Origin of the sequence: Hydrogenoanaerobacterium saccharovorans (assembly GCF_016901815.1) — a bacterium.
GTDB classification, from domain to species: Bacteria; Bacillota; Clostridia; order Oscillospirales; family Ruminococcaceae; genus Avimicrobium; species Avimicrobium caecorum.
Window position 1 is genome coordinate 17,460 of the sequence record NZ_JACSNR010000002.1, and the last position, 15,915, is coordinate 33,374.

Below are 15,915 nucleotides of genomic sequence, written 5' to 3' on the forward strand. Positions count from 1 at the left end.
TTCTGTCTTGTCCTGTCTTACAGGAAGCAGTGCCGCTCGTCAAAGGACTCCTCCCGGGCGGCAATCAGAGTGTCCAGCTCTGCCAGCTTCTGTTCCAGCCGCAGCCGCTTTTCCTCCAGATCCTCCTCATGGTAATCCACAAAGCGGACCCACTGTTCCAGATTGGCCCGGATATCGTCCCGCAGCTGCCGGCAGAACTCCAGCATGCTGGTATGGGAGATCTCATGGAGCACCTCCTCCGGGTTCAGGGGATCACGGTCATCGTCCTCCACAAGGACATGGCAGTTCCAGTAGCTGACCACACAGATCATCCGCATGGGCTCCAGAAATCCCTTGACGCAGAAGGGCTGCAGGGTTTTCAGCCCATGGATAGCCTGGTCCAGCCATTCGGGCGCAATGTCGTCCAGATAGCTGAGCAGCTGGGATTCGGTGCCCTCCAAGGAGAACAGGGTCCATCCATTTACCGGACAGCTCAGCATCCTTATTCCTCCTCAGGCAGCGCGGCGGCACGGATCACCGCAAAGACGCCGCCGCCATTGCCTTCCTTCACCGGCTGGCTCTCGTTGACCAGGGTGTAGACAGTCTGACGGCGCTCCTCCGGACGGAAGCCGGTGCGCTCCAGCAGTGCTGTAATCTCCGCTGCCGAATGGAAGGTGGCATGGCAGTAGATGGGGTCTTCCATCTTGAACTGCTCATACTGGGCACCCAGCTCGGTTTCCCGGTCCAGGAAGGCGATGACAAACTTTCCGCCCGGCTGGAGCACCCGATGGATCTCCCGGAAAGCTGCCTCCGGATCGGTGAGGAAGCAGTCCACTGTCACCATCAGAGCCAGATCATAGGCTGCATTTTCCAGCGGAAGCGCCTCAGCCTCGCCCTGCACGAACCGGATGCCCCGGCGCTCTGCCCAGGAACCCATATCCGGCGAAGGGTCCACGCCTGTGCCGATGCCGAACCGGGACGCGAAAATTCCGGTTCCCACGCCGATTTCCACGCCATTGCGAAACTCCGGCATCACCTGACGGATGGCCTCTGCCTCCGACTCCAGCAGCAGCGGGTTCTCATCGAACCAGCTGTCATATCCGGCTGCTTTTCCCTCAAAAATATCCATGGTACTACCCCTTTTCCTTTATATAATTCTGTTTTTAGAGTAACAATCCCCTCTGCCGCTGTCAAGAGCAAATCTTCGGTTTCTTGTAGCAGATGATATTTTCATGCTACAATGAAAACAGGATCATTCTGCTTTGGAGGGCGCCTATGTATTTTCCGGAAAATATGACCGCCGCGTATTTTTTCTTTGATACTTACCCAGGCTATTTCCTGCAGGCTCTGCCCACTGCCCTGCTCGCCGGCGGGCTTTGGGCTTTCCGGCTGCGGAAAACTGCCCTGCCCCTGCCGGAACGGCTGCGGTCGGTGCTCTTTGCCTGCTACCTCACCGGGTTATTCTGCCTGACCCTGTTCCAGCCGGTGATTGCGGAACTGTACCGCCTGCTGTTCGGCCTGCCCAGCGCCGGGCTGCGCTGGTCGGTGAATTTCAGCTTCCGGCTGAGCCTGGACTTCCATCGCCGCTTCGACAGCGAAAACCTCTTCAATCTCCTGATGTTCCTGCCCTTCGGCTTTCTCTGCCCCGGGAACCGCACCGGCTCCGGCTGGCTGCGGACGGCATCTGCGGGACTGGGGCTCTCCTGCGCCATTGAGCTGCTCCAGCCCTTTTTCGGGCGCAGCTTCGACTGCAATGATATTCTGCTCAATGCCCTGGGTGCCCTGATTGGCGCAGCGCTTTCGGGACTGCTGGCCCGGCGGCATGCCGCACGGAACCGGTCGGTGTCTTTGTGACTTAGTCACGGATAAAGCTGCCCCGATGGGCTATACTGATATCAGTGATAACGATTATCATTATTGATTCCGAACCAAGTTTTCAAACCCATACATCAAACAAGAAAAAGGAGTTGCAATTATGGCTAAGAAGTTTTACAAGTGTGCAAAGTGCGGCAACATCATCTCCAAGTATGTGGATTCCGGCGTACCGGTTGTATGCTGCGGTGAACCCATGATGGAGCTGGTAGCCAACTCCACCGACGCTGCCGGTGAGAAGCATGTGCCGGTTGTGGAAGTAAACGGCAACAAGGTCATTGTCAAGGTTGGCGAGGTAGCTCATCCCATGACTGAGGCCCACCTGATCTCCTGGATCTATCTGGAGACCAACTTCGGCGGTCACGAGAGAGTTCTCTCCCACACCGATGAGCCCAAGGCTGAGTTTGTACTGGCTGACGGCGAAAAGGCTCTGCGTGCCTATGAGTACTGCAACCTCCACGGCCTGTGGAGCGCTGAAGTCAAGTAACTGACACCCATCTCCTCTGTAAATTTACCATACACCTTCGGACAGCCGGTTCCTGCGATTGATCCCCGCAGGGCCGGCTGTCCGGCATTGGGGAGAAAATAAAATGTGACTGCATCACGGAAAGAATCTTCCCGGCTGCGGTACAATACAATCAGTACAAGAAAGGGGACTGACTTATGAGCAATGTCATCATCATCGGAAACGGACCGGCAGGTGTATCTGCTTCGCTGTACACTGCCCGTGCCGGCGTGGAGACCACCATCATCGGCAGCGGCCTGGGTGCTCTGGGCAAGGCTGAAAAGATCGAGAACTACTACGGCTTTGCAGAGCCGGTGGATGCCAAGGAACTGGTGGCTGCGGGCATTGCCCAGGCCAAGCGTGCCGGCGTCAACTACATTGAGGACGAGGTTGTGGGCATCGGTTTCGGTCAGAAGCTGATGGTCTCCACCAAGACCAACTCCTATGAGGCGGATTATGTCGTACTGTCCACCGGTGCTTCCCGCTCCACTCCTCCCATTCCCGGCCTCCGGGAGCTGGAAGGCCATGGCGTCAGCTACTGTGCTGTCTGCGATGCCTTCTTCTACCGCGGCAAGGATGTGGCAGTGCTGGGCAGCGGCGAATATGCCATGCATGAAGCCGGCGAACTGCTGCCGGTCGTGGGCAGCGTCACCATCCTGACCAACGGCGCCGAGCTCACCGGCGTCCTGCCCGAAGGCGCCAAGCTGGATACCCGGAAGATCGCAGCTTTTGAGGGCGACGGCGTTGTGGAGAAGGTCACCTTTGAGGATGGCGAGAGTCTGGCCATCAGCGGCGTATTTGTTGCCGTAGGCGTAGCCGGCAGCACCGACCTGGCCAAGAAGCTGGGCGCTGCCACCGAGGGCAACCGCATCCTGGTGGATGAGAAGATGGCTACCAATGTACCGGGGCTGTATGCCGCAGGCGACTGCACCGGCGGTATGCTCCAGATTGCCAAGGCGGTTTATCAGGGAGCCCAGGCTGGTACCAGCATTGTAGCGGAGATCCGTAAGAAGAAGTAAGGCCTCCCGGGCCTTGATCGAATTAGGAGCCGGTTTCCAGCGAGGAAACCGGCTCCTGGTTTTTATATTCAGCGGCAGCTCTTGAAAACGCCGCTAAATTATACTAAAATAATGGTAGATTCCAATCCTTTGAAACCGAGGTGATTCCCATGCTTTCAGAACAGGATATGAAACTCGCAAAATGCACCTATACCTTTTGGGATAAACTCACACCGGAACAGCAGGAGTTCCTCTGGGAAAACCTCTATCCGGTGAGCTATCACAAAGGGGACATCATACACAACGGGGAGTACAGCTGTATCGGCGTTGTCCTCATCAAGACCGGCGGACTGCGGGTATTCATGCTCTCGTCCGAGGGCAAGGAGATCACCCTTTACCGGCTGGGACCCCAGGAGGTATGTGTGCTGTCGGCCTCCTGTATCCTGCAGAATATCACCTTTGATGTCTGTGTGGAGGCGGAGGAGGATACCGAAGCCCTGCTGATCCCCTCGGCCCAGTATCAGAAGCTCATCAAGCAGAACATCTATGCCGAAAACTTCACCTATTCGCTGGTGATCGACCGGTTTTCCAATGTGATGTGGGCTATGGAACAGCTGCTCTTCATGCGGTTTGATAAGCGTCTGGCCATCTTCCTGCTGGACGAGCTCTCCAAGACCGGCAATCCCCGGATCAGCCTCACCCATGAACAGATCGCCAAATATATGGGAAGTGCCCGGGAAGTGGTATCGAGAATGCTCAAGTACTTCGCCAAGGAGGGCATGATCGAAATGTCCCGGGGCGGCATCCGCATTCTGGATAAGGAAAAACTCCGGGAACTCACCGTCTGACTTCCCCATCTCCCCCTGAAACAGGAGGTATTGCGATGACCTGGATCTTTCTCCATGGCCTTGGGCAGGCGCCATCGGCCTGGCAGCCGGTACTGCGCCGCCTGGAACCGGAGCTCACCGTCCACTGCCCCTCCCTGCCGGAGCTGGCAGCCGGTGACCCCCGCTATCCGGCCCTGCTGAGCGCCCTGGAAACTGCCCTGGATTCCATACCGGGACCGCTGCACCTCTGCGGGCTGTCCCTGGGCGGTGTGCTGGCGATGGACTACGCCCTCCGCCATCCGGAGCGGGTGGCCTCGCTGGTGCTCTGCGGCACTCCGCTCACCATGCCCCGGAATCTGCTGCGGCTGCAGGATTTCCTGTTCCGCCTGATGCCGGAACGGGCCTTTGCAGGCAGCGGCTTCAGCCGGGAGGCCATGCGTCAGCTGGCTGGCTCCATGGCAGAGCTGGACCTCCGTCCCCGGCTGCCGGAGCTGAGCTGTCCGGTGCTGGTGCTCTGCGGCAGCAAGGACCGTGCCAACCGCAAGGCTGCCCGGGAACTGGCAGAACAACTGCCCCAGGCCCGGCTGCACTGGATCGCCGGAGCCGGACATGAAGCCAACCTGGATTCGCCGGAAGTGATGGCAGAACTGCTCCGGGGCTTCTATCAGAGCCTGTCCTGACCGGCAATCTTCTCTATCCCTGTACATAATAAAAAGAGCGTCCGCAGTCGGTGCGGACGCTCTTTTTGCATGGGAACTCAGTCCCAGATAAAGAACCAGATATTCGAACGCATCAGATCGCCTGCCAGCCGTCCCAGAGAGGCATCCTCCCCGCAGGTGAGCACCCGCTCGGGGCAGAAGATTCCCTGCTCGGCAGCCAGCTCCAGGCAGCGTTCCCGGGGCACCGGCTGCTCCACCGCAAATTCCAGGATGTCATGGCTCACAGCCGCGGGCCAGGCACCGTACTCCTCATACCAGCGCCGGGCGGTCATCATCATGGCAAAGGGGGTCGGACAGTTGTTCCAGCCGCCCATGGGCAGCCAGGCCATAGCCTGCCAGGGCTCCTTCACCGGGATCTCCGCCAGCAGGATATAGTCGGTGCGTCCGGTGCGTTCGTCCCAGTAGGAGTTAAAGCCTTCGATCTCCCCGCCTTCGTCCATGGCAGCCTCATCTGCCTCACCGGGAGTCAGCAGCTCCTGTCCTCCCGTGGGAATCACAGCGATGGTCGATCCGGTTACCGGCATGCTCAGCAGGCTCTGACGGTATTCCTCCACTGCCCGGGGGGAGAATTCCTCTCCGTCGCTGTCCGGGTCACTCTGCTCCAGCATTCCCTCCAGCAGCAGGTCGTCACAGCGCACCAGCACCGGCACAAAGCCCTGCTGCTGACCCCGGCGGCGGGCTTCCCAATAGGTTTCCATAATATCGCCGTCCTCATCTGCCGGACGGATCAGTTGGCAGGGGCAGGAGAGATACTGCTCCATCTGCCGGATCAGTTCCAGCTGTTCCGAGTCAATTTCCTTGATATCCCGTGCGTCCATAGACAGCCTCCTGTTTCAGATCAAAAATTCTGTGTACCAGTATAACACATTCTCCCCAAAAGAAAAACACCTGCCGGTATAAATCCGACAGGTGTTTCAGATGCAATGCTGTTTAGCGGTCCAGCAGAGCCAGGATGGAAGCCTTGGGCTGCATACCGATGGAGGACTTGTAAACTGCGCCATCCTTCATAACCACCAGAGTGGGAATGGACATTACACGGAACTGGGAAGCCAGCTCGGGCTGCTCGTCTACATTGATCTTGCCCACCTTGTAACTGCCGTCCGACTCCTCGGCGATCTCATCCACGATGGGGGATACCATACGGCACGGACCGCACCAGGTAGCCCAGAAGTCAAGCAGGACCGGAACGGGGCTCTTGAGAACCTCAGACTCAAAGTTATCCTTAGTAATGGTAATAACGCTCATACCCTTTATCTCCTTTCGACTATGTATGCCTTGCGGCTTGGTTTCGTTGTCTATGGTTTTATTATATCCATCCGCAGCTGATTCGTCCGTGACAAAGTCACCGAGAATCAGTCTGGGCCGGAAAGCCAGGATTTACACAGTCATAGGGAGAAAAAAGGGATCAGCCTCTTGCCACAGCGGATTTGCAGAGTTCATAGCCGCCGCCGGCTGCCAGGGAAACCAGTACGGCATTGAGCAGGCTGAGCATGCCGCCGGACAGGGTGAGTGTGCCGGTAAAGAGCTGGGCTGCCAGCAGGATTGCCGCCGCGGTGAGGTAACTCAGCAGACGGGGCGGCAGACCGGGCAGCAGGCCCTTGAGGAATTCCACCAGGATTCCGGTGGCGACACAGGCTCCTGAATAGGTAGCCAGCAGTTCCCAGGTAAAGAATTCATTCATCGAAGCATTTCCTCCCTCAGTTCATCGATGCGGTGATGGGCATTTTTCTCGCTGGCTTCCAGCTGATAGACCCGTTCCACCAGATTGTTGTGCTTATCCATCTTCTGTTCCAGGTACTGGATGCGTACCATCAGGCGTCCGTAGACCGCCGCAAAGGAACACGCATAGGCCAGGATCTGGACCCAGAATTCAGTGCTGAGCTGCATGGGTAACTCCCTCCTTTTCGCACAGGCCAAAGTCAGAGGAAGAACCTCTGCAACCATACACGGAAAAACAGCCGCCTGACGCAAAGATCTGCGGCAAAAACGGCTGTTTCTGAATATATTTTCGAATTTTCGGAATTATGCACAATCACAATGAAAATCAACCATAGGGAGCTGTGCAGAAATCAGAGATCATCGGTGACGATCCGGGCCTGACTTCCTCCGGAGGGCAGTTTGGTGACCAGGATCTTGCGGCTGATGCGGGTCTTGAGGGAATCCACATGGGAAATGATTCCCACCAGACGGCTGCCTTCGGAAAGGCTGTCCAGTACAGCGATGGCCTCGGATAGACTGTTCTCGTCCAGGGAGCCGAAACCCTCGTCCACAAACATGGTATCCAGCCGGACACCGCCGGCAGCGGACTGGATCTCGTCCGAAAGCCCCAGCGCCAGTGCCAGCGAAGCCTGGAAGCTCTCGCCGCCCGAAAGGGTACGCACATCCCGGCGGGTGGCATTGTAGTGATCCACCACATCCAGATCCAGACCGCTCTGGCTGCGCAGGCTCATGGCCTGTTCCCGCCGGGCCAGCTCATACCGCCCGCCGGTCATCGCCATCAGACGGATATTCGCCCGGGCAGTAACCCGGTCAAAGGTCGTCATCTGCACAAAGGTTTCGAGCATCACCTTTTCCTTGCCGGTGATGGTGCCCGAAGCGGTATCGCTGAGCGCGCCCACCCAGCCCAGCTCCTGTTCGGCTGCCGCCAGGTCGGCACTGTGCTTCTTGTAGCCCTCGGAAGCCCGGCGGTTGCTGCGCAGCCGTCCGGCACATTCCTCCTTCCGGGCCGTGAGCGCCGCTGTCTGCTCCCGGAGCTGCTTCTGCCCCTCGAGCAGACGGGGCAGCTCCTCCGGATCACTGCCTGCAAGCTGCTGTTCCAGCGTCTGGATGCGGCTCAGACAGGCGGTGCGCTCGGTGCGGGCAGTTTCCAGCCGGGTCCGGGCGGATTCCGCCGCCTGACGCAGGCTTTCCAGCTCCTCTTCCCAGCGCCGGATCTCCGCCTGGGCCTCCTTCTGTCCCGGATGCTCCAGCCCGGCCCGGAGCTTGTCCGCTCCCTCCCGGGCCGCTGCCAGTTCCCCGGTCAGACGCACCCGCTCCTCTGCCGCGGGCTTCTCCTCCCGGGCAGCCTGATCCAGCTGGCTCACCAACTGGGGCAGCTCCCGCTTTTCCAGTACTTCCAGCCGGGTGCGGGAGGCCTCCAGACGGGCTTTCTCCTGACGGAGCCGGGTCTGTTCCACCCGGGCGGCTGTCCCACTCCGGACAATCTCCTCCTGGGCTGCTTCCAGCGGGATCTCCTCTGTTCCCAGCCAGGCGAACAGCTCCCGCCGCCGGGCATCCCGGTCGGCCTTTTTCTGTCCGGCCTCGGTGCTGGCCCGGGTCATCTCCTCCTGGGCGCTGTTCATCGACTTCTGGGCGGAGCGGAGCTGCTGCTGGGTGGGGGCGTGCTCGGGCAGCCGGGCCGGAACCGGATGGCTCCGGGAGCCGCATACCGGGCAGGGCTCCCCCTCCCGGAGTGTCCCCGCCAGCACACCGGCCTGGGCATCCAGATAGGCCTGGTGAACCCGCTCATAGCTCTGGCGCTCCTGCTCATAGGCGGTCCGGGCGTCCAGGTAGGCCTGCTGGGCGGCGGTGAGCTCGGTCTCCGCCCCGGCTGCCGCCTTCCAGAGCCGGTGGGCTGCCGCAAGGTGCTCCAGCTGCCGGTCCTGCTCTGCCAGTGCCGCTTCAGTACGGGCCAGCGTCTCCCCGGTTCCCCGCAGGGATTCCCGCTCCTCTTCCAGCTTGCCCCGGCGCTCGGTCAGGGACTGCGCCAGTGCCTGCATCTGCTCCAGCCGGGACGCCGCCCGGTTCAGGGCGCTGCCGCGTTCCTCTGCCGCCAGCATGGCCCGTTCCAGCTCGGCATACCGGGGCAGTTTTTCCCGTGCCACCGCCAGACGGTCGGTGAGGGCTTTCTGCCGCTCCGCTCCCGCCTCGGCCTGCTGCTGGGCCTTCTGCGCCGCTTCCTCCTCCGCCTGGGCAAGGGTCAGCGCCTTCTGCTCTGCCGCAAGCTGCTTCTGAGCCTCGGCACGCTGTCGGGCCGCTCCCAGCTGCTGCTCCATCCGGCTGGACTGCTCTGCCAGCTGTTTCAGCTCCTGATCCAGCGCTTCGGTCTCCGCTGTGTCCCCGGCGATGAGCTGATCCAGCAGCCCCGGGATCTCAGCGGCGGGCAGCTCGTCCGCCCGGGCCAGCAGCAGATCGCCATAGAACGGGCTCTCCGGCGGACACTCCACTGCCTCCAGATACTGCCGCAGTCCGGTCAGCTCGGTCTGGCGGCGGTTTTCCAGCGCGCGTTTCTCTGCGGCAAGGCGCTCCTGCAGCTTTCCGAACCGCTCGGTGCCGAACAGCTGCCGGAAGATCTTCTTGCGCTCCTCGGTGGAGGCCAGCAGCACCCGCAGGAAGTCCCCCTGGGCGATCATGGCAATCTGGGTGAACTGCTCCTTGGTCAGCCCGATGATCTCCACGATCTTCCGGGTGACTTCGGTGGGTTTGGTCAGCGGCTGGGTCAGGCCGGTGCCGGTGAGTTCCGCCTTGGCAGTCTCCCTGGTGACACCGCCGCCCCGCAGTGCCGGACGCTCATAGGCCGGGGTGCGCTTCACCCGGTAGGTCTTGTCGCCATAGGCAAATTCCAGCTCCACATAGGTGCGGGCAGACGGCTCGGCATACTTGCTCCGGAGCATTCCCGGCTCCCGGTTGGAACCACTGGCTTCGCCATAGAGGGCAAAGGTGATGGCGTCAAAAATGGTGGTCTTGCCGGCGCCGGTATCCCCGGTGACCAGATAGAGCCCGCTTCTGCCCAGGTCTGCCATGGGCAGGGTCACTGTCCCGGCATAGGGACCAAAGGCGGACAGGGTCAGACTGAGTGGTCTCATGCTTCTTCCTCCTCCCAGATCTCCCGGATCAGCCGCTCCAGCAGCCCGGTCTGTTCCGGACTCAGGGGAGCGCCGTTCTGCTGCTCATACAGCGCCGCAAACAGCTCCATAGGCGTACGGCGTTCCGGCTCGGCTTCGGCAGTGATCTCCCCGAACGTCCGGGTGCGGGCATTGTCGTACCGCAGCTCGAGGATATTCGGGTAGATGCTCCGCAGTTTGGCAATGGCGTCGGGAATATCCTGCTCGTCGGTGAGGGTCACCTGCAGGTAGTCCTCCACCGCTGTCCCCTGCCAGGTGCTGCGCCGGGTGAGCTCCTCATAGCTGCCCCGGATCTTCCGCAGCCGCCGCAATGGGCTGAGCGGAACGGTGCGCACTGTCACCTCACCCTTTTTGCCCAGCTCGGCGATGGTGACGCTCTTCTCCTGCCCGGCCTCGGATACCGAATAGGCCAGCGGCGCCCCGCAGTAGCGGATGGTGCCGGCACCCCGGATCTCCTGGGCCGAATGGATATGCCCCAGCGCCACATAGTCGAAGGCATCAAACACCGAAGCATCCACATTTTCCACGCCGCCCACGGCAAATTCCTCAGAACCGCCCGGCGCCGCCCCGGTGACAAACTGATGCGCCACCAATACCTGACGGTCCGCCGCAGGGGCAGCCTGTGCCAGCGCCGTCTGGACCGCCTGGGTATAGGAGGTGATCTCCGCATCGGGGTACACCGCCCGGACATGAGCCGGACGGATAAAGGGCAGCAGCCACACTGCCACTGTGCCGTACTCGTCTTCCAGGAGGTGCGGGGTCAGCTCACCGTCATACACCGGTGAAAGATACACTCCTCCCTCGGAGAGCAGCCGTCCGCCGAAGGCCAGGCGCTCGGCGGAATCGTGGTTGCCGCTGATGAGAAAGACCGGGATCTTCTCCCCGGCCAGGGCGGTGAGAAAGTCGTCCAGCAGGGTCACAGCCTCAGCCGGCGGCAGGGTGCGGTCATAGACGTCCCCGGCAATGAGCACTGCATCCGGCCGCTCCTCCCGGGCAATATCCAGGATCTGCCCGAGAATATACCGCTGATCCTCCAGCAGAGAGATATTATTAAGGCGTTTGCCGATGTGCAGGTCCCCTAAATGCAGGAATTTCACTCTGCCTCACTCCTTTCAGAACCGGGAATTTCCGCCGGGCGCAGGAATTCCTGTGCCGGACTGCCGTCCACCTCCACCAGCCTGCCGGGACAGAATCCCAGCCGCTGGTACAGGCTCCGGGCGGCTTCCCCCTCGGGCACCCCTGCCCGATAGGTGATGAGCTTCACCGGACGGGCCGGGTCCAGCTCCCGGAACATCCGCTCTGCCAGCTTCCGGGCAATTCCCTGACGGCGATGCTGCGCTGAAACAGCCAGGAAAGCCAGCTCATTTTCCGCCCGGGAAAAGGCCAGCACCCCGCAGACCGTTCCGTTTTCCACAGCGCAGAGCGCCTCCTGCCGGGAAATGGCTCCGGCAATGTCCCGGGCATAGCCCTCCACGCTCTCCGGGGTTTCCAGCCCCGGGAAAAGATGGCGCATCGCCTCCACCAGCTGTACCCAGCCGGACAGGTCGCCGTTCTCTGCCAGTCGGATCTCCATATTTTCGCCCTCCCTTGGATGTAATGGGTCTATTATAGCATACTCACCCCGCTTCCGACAAAAAAGACCTCCCCGGAATGCGGGAAGGTCTTTTGGAGAAGCGGAAATTACTGCTGGCTGCGCAGCTTGATGTGTACTTCACGCAGCTGCTGCTCGGTTACCTCATTGGGGGCGCCCATGAGCAGATCCTGTGCGTTGGAGTTCATCGGGAAGGCGATAACCTCGCGGATATTCTCCTCGCCGGTGAGCAGCATCACCATACGGTCTACGCCAGGAGCCATACCGGCATGGGGCGGTGCACCGTAATGGAAGGCATTGTAGAGAGCCGGGAACTTGGAGATCATAACCTCCTTGGGATAGCCGGCAATCTCAAAGGCACGGATCAGGGTATCCACATCGTGGTTGCGCACCGCACCGGAAGAAAGCTCTACGCCGTTGCAGACAATATCATACTGCTGGGCATAGATGGTCAGCGGGTCCTTGGTGTTGAGTGCTTCCAGACCGCCCTCGGGCATCGAGAACGGGTTGTGGGTGAAGCCGATCTCACCGGTTTCCTCATCCAGCTCGTACATGGGGAAGTCCACAACGAAGCACATCCGGAAGCTGTCGGTATCAATGAGGTTCAGGCGGCGGCCCAGTTCATTGCGGATCTGGCCTGCCAGCTTGGGAGCGGTATCCTTGGCGTCCGCGATGAAGTAGAGCACATAGTCGGGCTTGAGGTTGCCGCGGCGGGCAATCTCAGCACGCTGCTCGTCGCTGAGGAACTTGTCAATGGGGCCGGCATAGGTCATATCTTCATTGACCTTTACATAGCCCAGACCCTTCATGCCGATGCTCTCAGCAAACCCCAGCATCTGCTCGAAGAAGCTGCGGGGCTGATGGGCGCAGTCCGGCACCGGAATGGCACGGACAGTCTGACCGCGGAAGGGCTTGAAATCGCTCTCCACAAACAGGTCGCTCAGGTCGATGATGCGCAGGGGATTGCGCAGGTCGGGCTTATCTGAACCAAACTGCAGCATAGCGTCATCATAGGAGATACGCATAAACGGAGCCTTGTCCACCTTCTTGTCCGAGAACTTGGCGAAGGTATTGGACAGCACTTCTTCTGCCACAGCGAATACTTCTTCCTGAGTGGCAAAGGCCATCTCAAAGTCCAGCTGATAGAACTCACCCGGGCTGCGGTCCGCACGGGAATCCTCGTCACGGAAGCAGGGAGCGATCTGGAAGTAACGGTCAAAACCGGATACCATCAGCAGCTGCTTGAACTGCTGGGGAGCCTGGGGCAGCGCATAGAACTTGCCGGGATGCTTCCGGGACGGTACCAGATAGTCACGGGCACCCTCAGGGGAAGAAGCAGTCAGGATGGGGGTCTGGATCTCAGTAAAGCCCAGACGCTCCATCTCACTGCGCAGGAAGGAGATCACCTTGGAGCGCAGGATAATATTATCCTTGACCTTCTTATTGCGCAGATCCAGGAACCGGTACTTCAGGCGGACTTCCTCCTTGGTATCGGTGGACGCATTGATTTCAAAGGGCAGATTCTCCATGACCTTGCCCAGAATGGACAGGCTTGCGGCACGCAGTTCCACAGTACCGGTGGAGATCTTCGGGTTGACAGTTTCGGGATCACGCCGGGTGACCTCACCCTCGATGGTGACAACAGTCTCCTTGCGGACACCGTCGAGCATGCTGTCCTCGGGAATGACTACCTGTACGATGCCGTACTGGTCCCGCAGATCGACAAACCGGATGCCGCCATGGTCGCGGATGTTCTCCACCCAGCCGGCCACACGGATCACTTTGCCGATATCGCTTTCGCTCACTTCGCCGCAGGCACGGGAGCGATACTTGTTTTCGATAATCATGAAAGCAACCTCACCTTTTCCTCTATTTATCGGCAGCACAGTACTTATGGGAGCTGTCCGCCGGTATCAGACTTGATTTTCAGGGGTATGCCCAGCAAATAGACATACCGATACCTTATAATAATACCGCATAGCACCCATATTGTCAATGAAAAAACCCAGGCTCCACCCTGCAAAAACCGCCCGGCAAGGGGATTTTCGGGGATTGGGGCAGGTGGAAGCGCAGTATTTCTCATGGTGGATTGCAAAGCCGGTGCGGACGGGAAATCCCCCGCCCCATACAGGCTGCCTGTATATGAAAAAAGCACCCCCGGAGAGGTGCTTTCTATCTTTAGTTAGGCATTGGCGTCCCAGCCAATAAATTCAACTACCCAATAGCTAATTCCTCCATCTCGATAGACACCAACCCCCATATAATTGCCGTACGCAGAATAGTCAGCCATAATTGCAGCTCTATGACCAGAAGAGTCAAGCCACAATTTAACTGCATCATTAGGAGTTTTGCTGCCTTTTGCAATAATTTCAGCAAAATTGTAATGACTGTACGTCATGGTTGAACCATCTGGCCGTATGTGAGAGAATTTTTCTGCCAATTCCTCAGCACGAATCTGTGCGAATTCCATCGCAGTAGAGTTTTCATTCAGTGGCTCCAAACCTTCATCTTTGCGAGCATCGTTAATCAGTCGGAAAAGTTCACTTCTGTACTCATCTTCATCATATTCACTGCTGGAGCCAGAACCAGAAGAATTGGATCCAGAGGAACTATCACTGGAACCGTTGCTACTCTCTACACCACGGTACTCATTGAAGGCATTAACGAACCAACTGAACTGAACCTCCGACTCGGCCATGCCCAGTCCATTGGCACGAAGCAACTGAGTCACAACATCGGAAGGCACCATGCCTACGACATTGCTACTGGCATCGCGCAGTACATAACCGGCTTTGCCATTATAGGATTCACCCAGACAAGTAGTTGCGGGAGTTTCCCAGTCATAAACCTCAATGTTGTAGCCGGACATTGGTCCCTTGCCGCTGCTGGTATTGCTGGTCTGGGCCGGGGCGGTCTGCTGGACCGGCGCGGCAGAGGAGGTCTGAGCCGGTGCAGAGCTGGAGGCGTTGTCCGCCGGGGTACTGCCGGAAGCGCTGCTCCCGCTGGTATCCTCCCCTTCGCCGGAGGCGTCAGGTTCGGTGCCGTCCTCGGCTTCTCCATCGGTTTCTCCCTTGAGCTCGTCCAGTTCCGCCTGGAGCTGTTCGTTCTGCTCCTTGAGGGCGTCATATTCCTCCTGTGTAACAGTACTGCCGGAGGATTCCTCCCCGGAGGTCGTCCCGGCACAGCCGGTCATCGAAAGCAGCATCAGAAGCGCCAGCATACCGGCAAATGCCCTGTTTTTCAGACTGTACATGGTTTCACCGCACCTTTCCAATCGACAGATTCTTTCATTATTATACAGCTTTCCTGTGAGGTCTGCAAGGCAGATCACTTCTCCCGGCAGACCTGGAAGATGTAGAACTTGAGGTAGTAGGACTCATCCGCTGCCCAGAGGATGGGGTGGTCGGGGGCCTGGGTGCGGTATTCCACCTGACGCAGCCGCACATGGGCGCTCCGGGCGGCCTGGGCGATGGTCTGAGTAAACAGCTCATAGGTCATGAAGTGAGAACACGAACAGGTAGCCAGATAGCCGCCGTCCCGCACCAGCTTCATACCCCGGAGATTGATGTCCCGGTAGCCCCGGGTAGCATTCTTCACCGAAGCCCGGCTCTTGGCAAAAGCAGGCGGGTCGAGGATCACCACATCAAACTGTTCGCCCTGGCGTTCCAGCTCGGGCAGCAGGTCGAATACATCGGCGCACTGGAACTGTACCCGGTCAGAGAGCCCGTTGAGTTCGGCATTGATGCGGGCCTGATCCACCGCCAGCTGGGAGGCGTCCACACCCAGCACGCTGGAAGCCCCGGCAATACCGGCATTGAGGGCAAAGGAACCGGTATGGGTAAAGCAGTCCAGTACCCGGGCATCCCTGCACAGCCGCTGGATGGCAAGGCGGTTGTATTTCTGGTCCAGGAAGAAGCCGGTTTTCTGACCGTCCTCCACATCCACCTCATAGCGCACACCGTTTTCCACGATCTGCACCCGGGTGGGGAATTCCGCCCCGATAAAGCCCTTCTGCCGGGGCAGACCCTCCTGCTCCCGCACCTTGGCATCGCTGCGCTCGTAGATGCCCCGGATCTCCACGCCGTCTGCCCGCAGCACTTCCACCAGCAGGCTGAGGATCTCCTCCTTCATGCGGTCAATGCCCAGAGCCAGCGACTGCACCACCAGCACATCCGAGAACTTATCCACCACCAGGCCGGGCAGGAAATCCGCCTCGCCGAAGATGATCCGGCAGCTGGAGGTATCCACTGTCTTTTTGCGGTAATCCCAGGCGTTCTGCACCCGCATCCGCAGGAAGTCCCGGTCAATGGGCTGACCGGCCTTGCGGCTCATCATGCGCACCCGGATCTTGGAGCGGCTGTTGTAGAAGCCGGTACCCATGCCATAGCCATCGAAGTCCCGCACCTCCACCAGACTGCCGTCCTCAGGAGTGCCCTCCACCTTGTCGATCTCATTGTCAAAGATCCAGGCGCCGCCGGCTTTCAGGGTCCGGCCTTCGCCCTTTTTCAGAATCACTGCTGCCTGTTCCATATTCCTCTTCC

The 15,915-nt window shown here is 59.4% G+C and carries 17 protein-coding genes; 5 read left to right on the forward strand and 12 right to left on the reverse strand.

All coding sequences use genetic code 11. From position 1 onward, the window contains the following. Positions 1 to 17 precede the first annotated feature (17 nt). Positions 18 to 479 carry a hypothetical protein gene (locus H9X81_RS02395; protein ID WP_204719557.1) on the reverse strand — a complete coding sequence of 154 codons (462 nt, stop codon included), beginning with the start codon at positions 477 to 479 and terminating at the stop codon, positions 18 to 20. A 2-nt stretch (positions 480 to 481) separates the two neighbouring features. Beyond that, positions 482 to 1,108: a class I SAM-dependent methyltransferase gene (locus tag H9X81_RS02400; protein WP_204719559.1), complete on the reverse strand. Its 627-nt coding sequence runs from the start codon at positions 1,106 to 1,108 to the stop codon at positions 482 to 484. 146 nt (positions 1,109 to 1,254) lie between these two features. Between H9X81_RS02400 and H9X81_RS02405 the strand changes: the two genes are divergently transcribed. From H9X81_RS02405 to H9X81_RS02425, 5 genes are all read left to right on the forward strand, one after another. Next, the gene (locus tag H9X81_RS02405; protein WP_204719561.1) at positions 1,255 to 1,833 is read left to right on the forward strand and encodes a VanZ family protein; all 579 of its coding nucleotides are present in this window, start codon (positions 1,255 to 1,257) and stop codon (positions 1,831 to 1,833) included. A 121-nt stretch (positions 1,834 to 1,954) separates the two neighbouring features. Next, positions 1,955 to 2,338 carry a desulfoferrodoxin family protein gene (locus tag H9X81_RS02410; RefSeq protein WP_191392442.1) on the forward strand — a complete coding sequence of 128 codons (384 nt, stop codon included), beginning with the start codon at positions 1,955 to 1,957 and terminating at the stop codon, positions 2,336 to 2,338. 176 nt (positions 2,339 to 2,514) lie between these two features. Then, on the forward strand, positions 2,515 to 3,375 hold the full coding sequence (locus H9X81_RS02415) for an NAD(P)/FAD-dependent oxidoreductase (RefSeq protein ID WP_191392441.1): 861 nt from the start codon (positions 2,515 to 2,517) through the stop codon (positions 3,373 to 3,375). A gap of 167 nt (positions 3,376 to 3,542) precedes the next feature. After that, entirely contained in the window at positions 3,543 to 4,202 is a 660-nt protein-coding gene (locus H9X81_RS02420; protein ID WP_345941516.1) for a Crp/Fnr family transcriptional regulator, read from the forward strand. A 35-nt stretch (positions 4,203 to 4,237) separates the two neighbouring features. Beyond that, on the forward strand, positions 4,238 to 4,861 hold the full coding sequence (locus H9X81_RS02425) for an alpha/beta fold hydrolase (protein WP_204719566.1): 624 nt from the start codon (positions 4,238 to 4,240) through the stop codon (positions 4,859 to 4,861). A gap of 77 nt (positions 4,862 to 4,938) precedes the next feature. Here the strand turns inward: H9X81_RS02425 and H9X81_RS02430 are convergent, their stop codons facing one another. The 10 genes from H9X81_RS02430 to H9X81_RS02475 form a co-directional block, all read right to left on the reverse strand. Then, entirely contained in the window at positions 4,939 to 5,718 is a 780-nt protein-coding gene (locus tag H9X81_RS02430; protein WP_204719568.1) for a DUF4253 domain-containing protein, read from the reverse strand. 112 nt (positions 5,719 to 5,830) lie between these two features. Next, the gene (gene trxA / locus H9X81_RS02435) at positions 5,831 to 6,145 is read right to left on the reverse strand and encodes a thioredoxin (protein WP_177503046.1); all 315 of its coding nucleotides are present in this window, start codon (positions 6,143 to 6,145) and stop codon (positions 5,831 to 5,833) included. A 160-nt stretch (positions 6,146 to 6,305) separates the two neighbouring features. Continuing rightward, complete coding sequence (locus H9X81_RS02440) at positions 6,306 to 6,581, reverse strand: hypothetical protein (protein ID WP_177503048.1); 276 nt, start codon at positions 6,579 to 6,581, stop codon at positions 6,306 to 6,308. After that, positions 6,578 to 6,787 (reverse strand): hypothetical protein, encoded by a 210-nt coding sequence (locus H9X81_RS02445; RefSeq protein ID WP_177503050.1) that lies wholly within the window; start codon positions 6,785 to 6,787, stop codon positions 6,578 to 6,580. Before H9X81_RS02445 ends, H9X81_RS02440 begins: the two co-directional genes overlap by 4 nt. 182 nt (positions 6,788 to 6,969) lie before the next feature. Continuing rightward, positions 6,970 to 9,744, reverse strand: a complete 2,775-nt coding sequence (locus H9X81_RS02450; RefSeq protein WP_204719571.1) for an AAA family ATPase — start codon at positions 9,742 to 9,744, stop codon at positions 6,970 to 6,972. Further along, the gene (locus H9X81_RS02455) at positions 9,741 to 10,880 is read right to left on the reverse strand and encodes an exonuclease SbcCD subunit D C-terminal domain-containing protein (RefSeq protein ID WP_204719573.1); all 1,140 of its coding nucleotides are present in this window, start codon (positions 10,878 to 10,880) and stop codon (positions 9,741 to 9,743) included. The genes H9X81_RS02450 and H9X81_RS02455 overlap by 4 nt, the downstream gene beginning before the upstream one ends. Continuing rightward, the gene (locus tag H9X81_RS02460) at positions 10,877 to 11,356 is read right to left on the reverse strand and encodes a GNAT family N-acetyltransferase (protein ID WP_204719576.1); all 480 of its coding nucleotides are present in this window, start codon (positions 11,354 to 11,356) and stop codon (positions 10,877 to 10,879) included. Before H9X81_RS02460 ends, H9X81_RS02455 begins: the two co-directional genes overlap by 4 nt. A 107-nt stretch (positions 11,357 to 11,463) precedes the next feature. Then, complete coding sequence (gene aspS / locus H9X81_RS02465; RefSeq protein ID WP_204719578.1) at positions 11,464 to 13,221, reverse strand: aspartate--tRNA ligase; 1,758 nt, start codon at positions 13,219 to 13,221, stop codon at positions 11,464 to 11,466. A 335-nt stretch (positions 13,222 to 13,556) separates the two neighbouring features. After that, the gene (locus H9X81_RS02470) at positions 13,557 to 14,627 is read right to left on the reverse strand and encodes a CAP domain-containing protein (protein WP_204719580.1); all 1,071 of its coding nucleotides are present in this window, start codon (positions 14,625 to 14,627) and stop codon (positions 13,557 to 13,559) included. A gap of 74 nt (positions 14,628 to 14,701) precedes the next feature. Then, entirely contained in the window at positions 14,702 to 15,904 is a 1,203-nt protein-coding gene (locus H9X81_RS02475; protein ID WP_204719582.1) for a class I SAM-dependent rRNA methyltransferase, read from the reverse strand. Positions 15,905 to 15,915 lie beyond the last annotated feature (11 nt).

Bases quoted from the DNA above. Each gene is read 5' to 3' on its own strand.
- H9X81_RS02425 (WP_204719566.1), top strand. From the start codon at position 4,238: ATGACCTGGATCTTTCTCCATGGCCTTGGGCAGGCGCCATCGGCCTGG.
- H9X81_RS02440 (WP_177503048.1), bottom strand. From the start codon at position 6,581: ATGAATGAATTCTTTACCTGGGAACTGCTGGCTACCTATTCAGGAGCC.
- H9X81_RS02405 (WP_204719561.1), top strand. From the start codon at position 1,255: ATGTATTTTCCGGAAAATATGACCGCCGCGTATTTTTTCTTTGATACT.
- H9X81_RS02415 (WP_191392441.1), top strand. From the start codon at position 2,515: ATGAGCAATGTCATCATCATCGGAAACGGACCGGCAGGTGTATCTGCT.
- H9X81_RS02445 (WP_177503050.1), bottom strand. From the start codon at position 6,787: ATGCAGCTCAGCACTGAATTCTGGGTCCAGATCCTGGCCTATGCGTGT.
- H9X81_RS02395 (WP_204719557.1), bottom strand. From the start codon at position 479: ATGCTGAGCTGTCCGGTAAATGGATGGACCCTGTTCTCCTTGGAGGGC.
- trxA (WP_177503046.1), bottom strand. From the start codon at position 6,145: ATGAGCGTTATTACCATTACTAAGGATAACTTTGAGTCTGAGGTTCTC.
- H9X81_RS02400 (WP_204719559.1), bottom strand. From the start codon at position 1,108: ATGGATATTTTTGAGGGAAAAGCAGCCGGATATGACAGCTGGTTCGAT.
- H9X81_RS02460 (WP_204719576.1), bottom strand. From the start codon at position 11,356: ATGGAGATCCGACTGGCAGAGAACGGCGACCTGTCCGGCTGGGTACAG.
- H9X81_RS02475 (WP_204719582.1), bottom strand. From the start codon at position 15,904: ATGGAACAGGCAGCAGTGATTCTGAAAAAGGGCGAAGGCCGGACCCTG.
- aspS (WP_204719578.1), bottom strand. From the start codon at position 13,221: ATGATTATCGAAAACAAGTATCGCTCCCGTGCCTGCGGCGAAGTGAGC.
- H9X81_RS02470 (WP_204719580.1), bottom strand. From the start codon at position 14,627: ATGTACAGTCTGAAAAACAGGGCATTTGCCGGTATGCTGGCGCTTCTG.
- H9X81_RS02420 (WP_345941516.1), top strand. From the start codon at position 3,543: ATGAAACTCGCAAAATGCACCTATACCTTTTGGGATAAACTCACACCG.
- H9X81_RS02410 (WP_191392442.1), top strand. From the start codon at position 1,955: ATGGCTAAGAAGTTTTACAAGTGTGCAAAGTGCGGCAACATCATCTCC.
- H9X81_RS02450 (WP_204719571.1), bottom strand. From the start codon at position 9,744: ATGAGACCACTCAGTCTGACCCTGTCCGCCTTTGGTCCCTATGCCGGG.
- H9X81_RS02430 (WP_204719568.1), bottom strand. From the start codon at position 5,718: ATGGACGCACGGGATATCAAGGAAATTGACTCGGAACAGCTGGAACTG.